This window comes from Bacteroides zoogleoformans (genome assembly GCF_002998435.1).
Lineage (GTDB): Bacteria > Bacteroidota > Bacteroidia > Bacteroidales > Bacteroidaceae > Bacteroides > Bacteroides zoogleoformans.
Window position 1 is genome coordinate 621,108 of sequence record NZ_CP027231.1, and the last position, 11,696, is coordinate 632,803.

The window sequence follows — 11,696 nt, forward strand, 5'->3', positions numbered from 1 at the left end:
TTATTCTAAGCGTCTGTTAAACTTTACAAGCGATAGCGACAGCAGGACGACGAGCATGGTTGAGAGGATGACCAGCTCTGAAAAAACTTGCTCGATGCCCACACCCATGATCATCATCTTGCGCATAGCTGAGATGTAGTAACGCGTAGGAATGATGGCCGACACCCATTGCAGTATCCTGGGCATTGACTCCACAGGGAAGATCATGCCTGAGAGCATCACAATAGGCATCAAAAGCACCATGGCCGATATGAGCAACGCCACAATCTGTGTCTGCGCCACATTCGACACCAGTAGTCCCAGCGACAGTGCCAACAGGATATATACCGTGGAAATGAAGAATATCCAGAACAGAGACCCCGCCAACGGTACACCCAGCACAAAATGCGCCATGAACAAGATAATGATGAGAATGACAAAAGCCAATACCATATAGGGTACCGCTTTCGAAATGATGATCATCAACGGCTTTGCGGGTGAAACGAGCAGTACCTCCATAGTTCCTCTTTCCTTCTCGCGGACAATTGATATCGAGGTCATCATGGCACACACCAGCATCAGCAACATGCCCATGATGGCAGGCACGAAGTTGTAGGCCGATTTGGTTCGAGGATTGTAGAGCATCTTTGCGTTCACAAGCCCGCCGGCAGGATTAAGCAACACCTGCGTCGCATAGCTCGTCCACTGCTGCGCCATGTTGGGGTCTATACCGTCAACAATGAACTGGATGCCGTTCTTTTTACTGGCGAACTTAGAGCTGAACACCACCGCCATATCCGCCTTCTGATTGCGAATGATACGCTCCGCCTCCTGCGGCGTGCTGACAGTCTCGGCAATTGTGAAAAACTCCGACTGCGAGAGCCGTTCGACAGCAGCCTGTGTTGCTTGGTCACTGTTGGCCATCACCGCCACTGTGCGTACATTCCTCACATCGTTGGTGATGGCAAAGCCGAAGAGCAACATCATCACCAATGGCATGCCAAAAAGCATCAGCATCGTCCGCTTGTCGCGCATGATGTGCTTTATTTCTTTTATTACGAATGATAAGAATAGTTTCATAATTAATCGCTTGAACGGGTTGCCTGCCTTGCCAGATAGGTAAACACATGGTTCATATCGGGCTGATTAAATTCTTGTTTCAAGGCACCGGGCGTACCGATGGCCTTTATTTTACCGTCAACCATTATGGAGACGCGGTCGCAATATTCAGCCTCGTCCATATAATGAGTAGTCACGAAAACCGTAATACCGCGTTCTGCTGTGTCGTAAATCAACTCCCAGAACTGTCGGCGAGTGGCGGGATCAACACCGCCCGTAGGCTCATCGAGGAACACAATACCCGGTTCGTGGAAAATAGAAACGGAGAAAGCGAGCTTCTGTTTCCATCCAAGAGGCAGCGAAGCAACAAGGGTGTTCTTGTGGTCGACAAAACGCAGACGCTCCAGGAGCTCATCGGTCTTCCGGGCAATTGTCTCATCGTCCATGCCGTAAATCCCTGCAAACAGCCGGATATTCTCCGCCACCGTTAAATCTTCATAAAGGGAGAATTTCTGCGACATATAACCGATGTGTTTCTTTATCTGCTCGTGTTCCGTGCGAATGTCGTAGCCCACTACGCGACCAATGCCGGCGGTAGGCTGGCTCAGGCCTATCAGCATATGCATGGCAGTTGTCTTACCCGCACCGTTGGCTCCAAGGAAGCCGAATATTTCACCTTTCTTGACTGTAAAGCTGATGTCATCGACAGCATGAAAATTACCGAAAGCCTTTACTAAATGTTCCACCTCAATGACGTTTTCAGCCTTAATTTCAACAGCCTTTCCATGATCAATGCCGGAAGGGTTGAAGACTTCTTTGAATCTGTCAAGAATCACTTCGGGTGTGTCAATGCCGCGAAGTTTTCCATGGTCAAGGAAGGCCACGCGTTCGCAACAGAGCACCTCGTCAAGATAGGGTGTGGAAACCACGATGGTGATGTTACACTCCTTCAGCATGGCAAGCATCTCCCAAAAATCTTTTCTACTGACAGGGTCTACGCCCGTCGTCGGCTCGTCAAGGAACAAAACGCTTGGTTGGTGTACTAACGCACAACTCAAAGCCAGTTTCTGCTTCATACCGCCGGAGAGTACTCCTGCACGACGATCCTTGAACCGCTCTATCTGCGAGTAGATGGCCTTGATGCTGTCGTATCCCTCCTCGACAGTGGTACCGAAGAGGGTGGCGAAGAACCCCAGATTCTCCTTGACGGTCAGGTCCTGATAGAGTGAGAACTTACCGGGCATATAGCCCACTCGGCGACGGATTTCTGGCATCTGACTGAACACGTCGAAACCGTCAACTGTGGCTGTCCCCGTCTCCGGCAGCAACAGCGAACAGAGAATGCGATACATCGATGTCTTGCCTGAACCGTCCGGACCTATCAAGCCAAAAATTTCTCCTTTGCTGACAGAAAACGAAACATCGTCAAGCGCCTTCACTGCCCCGTAACTTTTGTTGATATTCTTAACTTCAATGGCGTTCATAATCATCTATTAGAATTTCACCTCTCCATACATTCCTATTTTTGCGAATCCGTCATTCTTGATGCCCACTTTCACGGCATACACCAAGTCGGCACGCTCATCATCGGTGAGGATGGTCTTGGGTGTAAATTCCGAACGAGCTGAAATCCATAAGATGATTCCGTCGTACTCCTTCTTCTGTCTGTTGCCATAGTCTGCGAAAACCTTCACTTTCTGCCCCAACTTGATGTTCTGAAGCTGAACCGAAGTGACGTAAGCACGCATATACATATCCTGAACGTCAGCAATCTTGAAGAGCGGTTTACCTATAGCCACGAACTCGCCACGCTCCACATATTTCTCCAATACCGTACCCTTGGCGGGTGTCACCACGCGACACTTACGCAACTGGTCGTAAAGTTGCTCCACCTGCACATCGGTAGCAGCCATTTGCTTGTCAAGCGAACGTATGTTGGTTGCCAGAGCTGATTGCTGGGCGATGAGCTGCTTCCGGAGCACCTGCACTTGGCTCATAGCGTCGTCAAGCATTTTACTCGGAGCTGCTCCGTCAGCCACTAATTCTTTATAACGCCGCTGCTCCTGCTGAGCCTTCGCCAATTGCTGGCGAGTGGTGGCAATCTGCACCTCCATATCAGGCTTTTGGCTTCGATACACCTCCTTCGTTGCCCCAAGCTGCCGAATCTTCAGCCATATCTGCGTAGTGTCAATGAGACCCACCTCGGCACCGGCCTCGACGTTTTCACCCTCGTTGAGGCTGAAGTCCATCAATACACCATTCTGTTCAGCAAAGACGATAGTCTCCGTAGCCTCGAAAGTGCCGGTAGCATCAAACTCTTTACCGTTGTTCCCGCAAGCAGCCATCATCAATGTCATACTTGCCAATACAAATATCTTTTTGCCTTCCAAACGAAAGTTCTTATGCTCGGCAAAGCAGCTCTGCGCTCTCTTAATCTTTTTTCTCATAATCGTATTGTTTTGATTTTGAAGAAGAATCTGTTTCGATTTTATTTTAACGTGAGTTCGACGAATTTAAAACAACGCAAGTTGTGTGTCAAATGTCCTTTTTACATTGATGCATGGCTTCTTAGGGAATAGCAATATGCAGCAATAGCTCCCGGCAAGTTTGGCCATGAATTTGTCAAAGCACCTATGTCTGGAGTGCTCTATCCGGACGATATTGAGAGCAGTATTTCATGTTGCATCTTGATGACTTTAACACACAAAGGTAATTATTTCCTGCGAATTAAGCAAATATTATGCAAGTTAATTTATTAATTTCCAATGATTTGAATTAAATTAGCAGACCCTATATAATGGACTGTGTAATATTGGGAATTAAAACGGTAAGTCCTGCCCATATTCTACAAAAGGTTCGCTAAGAACTTGAATTTCGTTATCTTCAAACAGTTGTGCTTGCTTTTGAAGTTTATCCAAATATAATGTTTGTTTTGGCACATCGTTAATCTCCTCACGACGAGCTTTACTTAGTTCTAAGAACTCCTCATTTTGGTCTATGCCGAGGAAACGGCGTCTTAAGAGATTGGCCGCAATGCCAGTTGTACTGCTACCGGTAAAAGGGTCTAAAATCCATGCATCGGGAAGAGTTGAGGCCTGAATGATACGAGAAAGAATACACAATGGTTTTTGTGTAGGGTGTTTTCCACACGACTTTTCCCACGGTGCAATAGCCGGCAACCTCCACACATCACGCATTTGAGTACCTCCATTTATTTTCTTCATTAATTCATAATTGAAATAATGGGGTACTTTTTGTTCTTTACGAGCCCAAAGAATATATTCAGCAGAATGAGTGAAATATTTGCGCGAAAGATTTGGTGGTGGATTTGTTTTCTCCCAGGTGATACAGTTCAGAATTTTGAACCCTAATTCTGTCAGACATCTGGCAACAGAAAAAATATTATGATATGTACCGCTTATCCAAATAGTTCCATTGCCTTTTAGCTTATTTCGACAGGCTTCAATCCAAGATCTATCAAACAGATAGTCTTCCTCATATCCTTTAGACTTATCCCAATAGCCTTTATTGACAGATACCATTCTACCGCTTTGAACGCTTATTCCTCCGTTGGAAAGGTGATAGGGAGGATCTGCGAAAATCATATCAAACTTGAAATCAAACGAGTTCAACAGTTCGATACAATCTCCCTTCAAAAGAGTAAAATCCTTATTCTCTGACTTGTAATAGGCTGTCGGCATTTAAATAAGTACTCTTGAAATTATTCCATTTTCGAGATCCGCAATATTGTACAAATGTTCCAAAACATCAAAGGTCTCTTTCAGATTATTTTTGGCACTATTCCAACCACATCCATCGGTAAACCAAACGAATTTGAAATAGTCCAAGTCTTTGGTTTCCATTGTAATAGTCTTATAACTGCGAGCCGTTTCATTCAGTTTGGAACCATTACTGGTATAAAAGTTAGTTTCTATACCATAAATATTATTTTCTCCTTTTACAACAAAATCAAATCTTTTCTCAGCACCACCATTATTGGAAATAGAGGATAAATCTATTCCCCATTTATCTTCAATCTCGTGAATATACATTTCCTTGAAATAATTGTTTCCTTTTACAAGTCCGGCTTTACAGAGAAAACTTTCTACAAGATTTTCCATCAGATGACCTCCGCGATTTTTACGCCCATTTGAGTCAAGACCGGTTTCTATCCCTGTCACATAATCTACAAGATTGTTGACAATATGATTCTCCATCAAATCGAACAGGCCAGTCTTGCGCATGAATTTAACATAATCTTCAGTTGTGCAATTAGGTTTATCGAAATGAAAATCAATCTGTCCTTCCTCGTCCATAGTCATAATGTCAAGTTCACGTTTGGCCAAAAGAATAGGTACGCATCTTAGTGTCTCCGGGTATTGCACCAAGATGTTTTTGAATTCTTCCTCAATATTCTTAGAACCAATCAGTGAGTTCAAGATATTGAGTGGAATTTTTATGGCATCAACATTATTGAACACCTTGTTGAAATCAACATAATATTTATAGTCAGCGATGGATGGTCTAAAACCTGCCAGCCATGTATTAAAGTCTCTCATATCAGTAACCATTAACAACATTTGAAATCATTATTTCAGAAATGGCACCACGACCACTACCCTTTGAATTTATCATTCTCGCAGCAGTAACTCGTCTAATGGAAAACCTCTTGTAAATATGATCAAAGAAATTATCTGCATTATCCACATTTTGCGGATCTGAATTACTTGCAACAAACAAGGATTTATGTTTTGCTATCTGCTCACAAAAATCACGTAAACGCATCTGTTCAGTATCATCAAAACCTTCTTTTGCGTAAGAAGTAAACGCAGAAGTTTCTGTTAGAGGCCGATATGGTGGATCAAAATAATACAAAACATTATCGTCAGCATATTTACCTGTTTGCGCAAAATCACCACAAAGGATTTCAACTCGTTGTAGAACAGCTGAATCTGCTCTTAATGTTTCTTCATCACAAATTTTAGGATTCGTATATCTCCCGTGTGGAACATTAAACTTTCCTTTAGAATTTACACGATATAGTCCATTAAAACAAGTTCGATTGAGAAAAATAAATAATGCAGCTGTTTCAACATCTGATTTTTTTTTTTCATTATAACGCTCACGTTGAGATACAAAATAATCTTTTCTTGCAACGTCATCCAGTGCAAGATACTCAGTTTGTATTCGTGTCAATTCAAGAATCAATTTTTCAACATCTGATTTTATTACACGATATGTACAAATTAATTCTTCATTTATATCATTGATTATAGCTCTTGTTATATTCGGAAACTCTTGTAAAATCCAAAATAAAACAGCTCCTCCACCAACAAACGGCTCAATATAAGTCACATCATTTATCTGTGATAAATCATGAGGTAGAGTCTTCTTTATATCGTCAAGAAGTTGCGTTTTACCCCCAACCCACTTAACAAAAGGTTTTGCCGGATATGTATATAATCTTTTCATATGCTTTAAAATTCAAAATATTACAGCAACCCGTTGGCGGAATTAAATAGTTGGCAAAATGTATAAGAAAAAGTTGCATATATCGCAGATTTTTAGTAACTTAGAGTATTCAATATTTAAGTTATATAATCTCGTTATGTGCAACTTGTATACAAAGTTCGTCAAAATTCTGGAGATATGCAAGGAATTCTCCGAAGATTTAGTTACTGAAGCTGGAAATGTTCGTCGTCCAGGCCCTGTGCCTCGTTTCTCCGATTTGGAAGTCATCGCATTGAGCATGGCTGCCGAGGCTGAGGAGATAGACAGCGAGAACTGGCTGTTTGAAGCGAAGTTGAAGGAGTGCCGTTCTTCCATCCCCAACCTTATCTCCCGCCGTCAGTTCAACGACCGCCGCAAGTTGGTTAGTGGTCTTTGTGAGCAGATACGCAGCCGCATGGCCAATCATATAGATGGTGGCGAGGATTACTTCTGCATAGACTCAAAGCCAATAGAAGTGTGCCGTGTGGCTCGTGGTAAGAGATGTAAGATGGGACGTATTGGTGATTTCCACAAAGCCCCTGACTTCGGTTATTGTGCATCCCAAGGCAGTTACTTCTTCGGATATAAACTTCACGCACTCTGTGGCTTAAGCGGTGTCATACATTCATACGACCTGTCCAAGGCGAGTGTTCACGACATCAACTATCTGAATGACATCAAGCCGCTTTACCACGATTGTAGCATATTCGGTGACAAGGGATATATCGGAGCGGAAATCCAGCTTGACCTCTTCGAGACGGCCAACATCAGGCTTGAGTGTCCCTACAGGCTCAACCAAAAGAACTGGAAGCCGGCCTTCATTCCTTTTGCAAAGGCAAGAAAGAGGATTGAAACTCTGTTCTCACAACTTACAGACCAGTTCCTCGTCATCAGGAACTACGCAAAAGAAACATGCGGCCTTTTTGCCCGAATAGTGGGCAAAGTCAGTGCCCTGACTGCATTACAATACATCAATTACATTAACAACAAACCCATAGGTAGGATTAAGTACGCACTGATTTAATTCCGCCAACGGGTTACAGCAGATAAATTATACCGTAATATTTTGCAAATATACGAATAACAGCTCATTTTGTCAACAAAACAAAATAAATAATAATACTAAGATTTTCTTGATTTTATCTTCTATAATTTCTCCTTCCATTCTGTTTCTTTAACTACCCCAACCGCAAACAACAAACATCTCCTACGATATGCTTCTTCCTCTTCATCCGGCCTACATCCATTCCAAGGAAGAACGGAAGTAGAACCTCCTCCACTATAAGACTCTAATTATTGGTTGTGAATTTGTTATCGTAAATCTGTTTCAGCATTTCTATTTCGTGTATTGACTGTTGCATTTGCGCCGCATTCTCCTGATTGATTTCACGCACCAGGTCGTTCACGTCGATGATACCATGCGAGAGCTTTGATTCGGAAGCTTTGCGAACGGCAGTACGCAGCGAAATAATCTCGTCATCAGCGGCCATCAGCTTCTTGTAGCGTGTGATATTCTCATTCTGCTGAATCTGCTCCAGATTGTTGTTGAAGAGAAACACATCGCGGCTGTTCTCTGTCAGGTCGCGCTGCAACAGAATCTTCGCCTTATCGTTCTTGCGAGTATAGAACACTCCGATGTTCCATGTCAGACGAGCCCCAATCATGCCATTCCACGACCAGTTGTGCTTCATCATGTCGTTAAACATATTCTGACCGGGATAACCATAGAATCCTTGTGCGAATAAGCCAAGTTTGGGCATCAACTCCGAATCTAAAGCCTTCTCCTGAGCATCAGCCAGACGGAGTTGCGCATCAAATAGTCGCATCTCCGGCCGATTGTTTACGCCATTAATCTCTGCAACGGTTGGTTTCCGCACCTTCTTTATCTCGATGCCACAAAAGGTGGAAAGCATCGTCTGAAGTATCCGTTTCTGCGACTCCAGATTAGTCATCTGCTGAATCGCATTCAGCCGCTCGGCTTTCACGCTTTGCAAGTCACTCTGTGCCGCTGTGCCGCACTTCACCATCGAAGAGAGTTTTTTCTCATTGCCATTCAGCAAATTCTGAACATCTTTGTTCAATTGAATTTGATCGTCAATCAGAAGTAGTGAGAAGTACATCTCGTTCACACGCTTACGAACATTATAAAGCTCCACCCCTGTCCGGGTTGCCTGCACCTTGCCCTGCTCACGGGCAATCTTTTTCCGGCTACCGGCAGCGCCACCGTCAAACAACATCTGGTTGATACCGATACTCAAGCGATACTGGTCTTTCTTCAAGCCTTTCATCTCAAGTCCCATCTGTTGGTAGAGTTTCTGAAACTGTTCCGGGAAACCGGCTACATCACTCTGATAAGTAGCCTGACCCGAAGCCGAAATCTGCGGCAACCAGCCTTTTCCAATGTTAGAGACCGTCAAGTCTATGGTCTTCTCAATAAGATCGAACCGATGTATCAGCGGATAATTCTGCTCCGCCGCCCGCTGACACTCCTCGAGAGATTGTGCCACGACAAAGGCTGAATGAAAAATGATAAAAAAAAGATTTGATACTATTCTTCTCATATTTCTAATATTTCAAATATTCTGCTCCAAAGATGCGGCAATTTCAGCAAACTATTACTATCCAACGAAATGAAGAAATACTCTTTTTGTACGATTTCTACACAAATAGAGCGTTTTTGCCGGAGATTTATTATCTTTGTAGAAAAAACAGGCAAGAATATGCACAAAACACTCGCCTCGAAAAGATGCTTGCCTAAACAAGCGCCCAAACTGATGGATGTGTTGCGAATGCGCGACATCTTTTCCACAAACTTCGCACAAATCCGTGAGCATGTTTACCTCAGTAACGAACTGGCGATGATTCACAACAATCCATTGGCGCTTCATCTGGTTCAGCAGCAATCGCCACCTTTCGTCATTAACGACCATCGCTTAGGCATCATCATCCGTGGCGAGGGCGAGGCAAACTTCAACCTCGTAAACCGTCACCTGACTGCCGGCACATTGCTCTACCTTGGACCAGGAAGCATTGTCAATCCCATCCGCTTCTCCGACGACCTCGAGATTATGGGCATCGTACTCTTTACCGACTTCCCCATGCCCTTTACCCCGGGGCAGTATCCTTCCGCCTTCAACGGACAGGTACGCGACTTCCAGCTACCAGCTTGTGCCGCCGACTTACAGACAGCCGGTCACATTCTTGACACTCTTTGGCAGCTCATTCACCAAAAGAACTACCACCGTCCCACCGCTTCCGCCCTCGTTGCAGCGCTGATGCACCACTACGACCGTCTGTTCCACCGGCAAGCTGACCATCTGGCTGCCACCCGCTCACGCGAACAGACCATCTTCGACCGCTTCATTCAGCTTGTCAACCAACACTGTAACGAACAGCACCGGATAAGCTACTATGCCAATCGCATGTGCCTTACAGAGCGTTACCTTGGCACAGTCATTCGTCAGGCCGGAGGCGTCACCGCCAAGGATTGGATTGACCGCGCCCTCATCACTCAGGCCAAAGTACAGCTGCGCTACAGTGGCAAAAGTGTCCTTCAAATCTCCGAGGAGCTCAATTTCCCCAATCCTTCGTTTTTCTCCAAATATTTCAAAAGACTGACAGGTATGACGCCGGGGAAATTTCAAAAGATGATATAATTCAATCCTTTTGGATATTGCAAGATAGCGGAACCGGCCACGGCAGACAAAGACATACGATGGGGATTTTTATACCATATTTGTGATAGATAACAAACTATTTTCTAATTTTGCGACCATGAAAGCGAAAAACATACTGATATATATTGCGGGAATACTGATCGTTCCCTCCTACCTTTCGTCTTGTGGAGAAGACCGCTGGGCTGCATACGCCGAACAAACCAAAACAACCCGATGGATTGAAGACACCATGAGAGTGTGGTACTATTGGGACAATGAAATGCCCCATTCTGACAGACTGAACTTCTTTACCGCTCCCAAAACGTTCTTTGCTTCCCTCCTTTCCAAGAGAGACAAATACTCCTACATAGATAGCCTCAAAAGCACTACCATAAGCCGTAGCATCCCCTATACAGACTATAGCTACGGATTTCAGTTTTCTACGGAAAATGCAGAAGGAAATGATACGGCCCTCTATGCGCGCATACTCTATGTAGCCGCAGCAAGCCCTGCCGCAGACATCAAACTGCAACGCGGAGAGTGGATCATGGAGATGGATGGAAAACCCATCACCAAAAAGAACTCCGACAAGCTGTATGGAAGTACGGCCATGAAACTCACAATAGGCCATTATGATGCAGAACAGAAAGCCATTGTAGCCTACGGCGAGCCGAGACAAATAGCATCGGCACGTTCAGTCAACGACAATCCGGTGCACTACCACAATGTATATGTAAGAGACAACAAACGGATAGGTTACTTGGTGTACAACCATTTCAGCTCCGGCATCACCAATAACACCCATGAGTATGACAACGATTTGCGCAATGTCTTCCGAGACTTCGCCAACCAACAGGTAAATGAACTTATCCTGGATTTGCGCTACAATAATGGCGGCTTATTGAGTTGTGCCGAACTGATGTGCAGCATGATTGCTCCTTCTTCGGCTCTTGATAAGGAATTGGGCTATTTGGAATTTAACAGCCGAACCAATCCGAAGGAGGTATATTTCACTCTCAATCCCAGCCTTATAGGAGAGGGCGCAAATCTAAATCTGAAAACACTCTACGTTCTTACCGGAAGTCAAACAGCCTCTGCGTCCGAAATGGTTATCAATTGTCTTCGGCCATACATGGAGGTTGTTCTTATCGGCAGCAAAACCGTCGGAAAAAACGTAGGTTCCTTGACTTTCAGCAATCAGGAACTGAAGATAACAATGAGTCCCATTGTGTGCCAAATCTATAATTCCAAGAAAGAATCCGACTACGCTTCCGGATTTACTCCCAATTTTTCAGTAAACGAAACCGATGCCCCCAAACAATTTCTGCCTTTCGGCAATACGGAAGAACTTATGCTGAGCACGGCGCTGGGAGTAATCGACGGAAGCATAAAGCCTGACGACAAGAAGCAGAATTCTGCGCCGAAGGTTACCGTGGTAACCAACTCTATCGAGCGCCGTGCAAGCCAAGCAGTACATATCAGATAGAGAGACGCGGAAACCGATGAAGCCAA

The 11,696-nt window shown here is 44.4% G+C and carries 10 protein-coding genes and 1 pseudogene; 3 read left to right on the top strand and 8 right to left on the bottom strand.

The window, feature by feature from the left end:
- From C4H11_RS02700 to C4H11_RS02725, 7 genes and pseudogenes are all read right to left on the bottom strand, one after another.
- Nucleotides 1-1,059, bottom strand: coding sequence for an ABC transporter permease (locus tag C4H11_RS02700; RefSeq protein WP_106040388.1), 1,059 nt, complete (start codon nucleotides 1,057-1,059; stop codon nucleotides 1-3).
- A 2-nt stretch (nucleotides 1,060-1,061) separates the two neighbouring features.
- Entirely contained in the window at nucleotides 1,062-2,522 is a 1,461-nt protein-coding gene (locus C4H11_RS02705; RefSeq protein ID WP_106043064.1) for an ATP-binding cassette domain-containing protein, read from the bottom strand.
- A 9-nt stretch (nucleotides 2,523-2,531) separates the two neighbouring features.
- Nucleotides 2,532-3,383: an HlyD family secretion protein gene (locus C4H11_RS02710; protein WP_205729991.1), complete on the bottom strand. Its 852-nt coding sequence runs from the start codon at nucleotides 3,381-3,383 to the stop codon at nucleotides 2,532-2,534.
- A 168-nt stretch (nucleotides 3,384-3,551) separates the two neighbouring features.
- Nucleotides 3,552-3,701 (bottom strand): annotated as a pseudogene (locus C4H11_RS14365) (IS982 family transposase); the annotation flags it as partial.
- A 156-nt stretch (nucleotides 3,702-3,857) separates the two neighbouring features.
- Entirely contained in the window at nucleotides 3,858-4,739 is an 882-nt protein-coding gene (locus C4H11_RS02715) for a DNA-methyltransferase (protein WP_106040389.1), read from the bottom strand.
- On the bottom strand, nucleotides 4,740-5,597 hold the full coding sequence (locus tag C4H11_RS02720) for a type II restriction endonuclease (protein ID WP_106043068.1): 858 nt from the start codon (nucleotides 5,595-5,597) through the stop codon (nucleotides 4,740-4,742).
- Between the two features lies 1 nt (nucleotide 5,598).
- Nucleotides 5,599-6,510 carry a DNA adenine methylase gene (locus tag C4H11_RS02725; protein WP_106040390.1) on the bottom strand — a complete coding sequence of 304 codons (912 nt, stop codon included), beginning with the start codon at nucleotides 6,508-6,510 and terminating at the stop codon, nucleotides 5,599-5,601.
- Between the two features lie 58 nt (nucleotides 6,511-6,568).
- Here C4H11_RS02725 and C4H11_RS02730 point away from each other — a divergent pair, with 58 nt between their 5' ends.
- Complete coding sequence (locus C4H11_RS02730; RefSeq protein ID WP_106040391.1) at nucleotides 6,569-7,552, top strand: IS982 family transposase; 984 nt, start codon at nucleotides 6,569-6,571, stop codon at nucleotides 7,550-7,552.
- A 265-nt stretch (nucleotides 7,553-7,817) separates the two neighbouring features.
- On the opposite strand, the gene C4H11_RS02735 is transcribed toward C4H11_RS02730, so the two are convergent.
- Nucleotides 7,818-9,089, bottom strand: coding sequence for a TolC family protein (locus C4H11_RS02735; RefSeq protein WP_106040392.1), 1,272 nt, complete (start codon nucleotides 9,087-9,089; stop codon nucleotides 7,818-7,820).
- Between the two features lie 159 nt (nucleotides 9,090-9,248).
- Between C4H11_RS02735 and C4H11_RS02740 the strand changes: the two genes are divergently transcribed.
- Together C4H11_RS02740 and C4H11_RS02745 are read left to right on the top strand one after the other, a co-directional pair.
- The gene (locus tag C4H11_RS02740) at nucleotides 9,249-10,184 is read left to right on the top strand and encodes a helix-turn-helix domain-containing protein (RefSeq protein ID WP_164996504.1); all 936 of its coding nucleotides are present in this window, start codon (nucleotides 9,249-9,251) and stop codon (nucleotides 10,182-10,184) included.
- Between the two features lie 118 nt (nucleotides 10,185-10,302).
- Nucleotides 10,303-11,670, top strand: a complete 1,368-nt coding sequence (locus tag C4H11_RS02745; protein ID WP_106040394.1) for a S41 family peptidase — start codon at nucleotides 10,303-10,305, stop codon at nucleotides 11,668-11,670.
- Nucleotides 11,671-11,696: the final 26 nt, after the last annotated feature.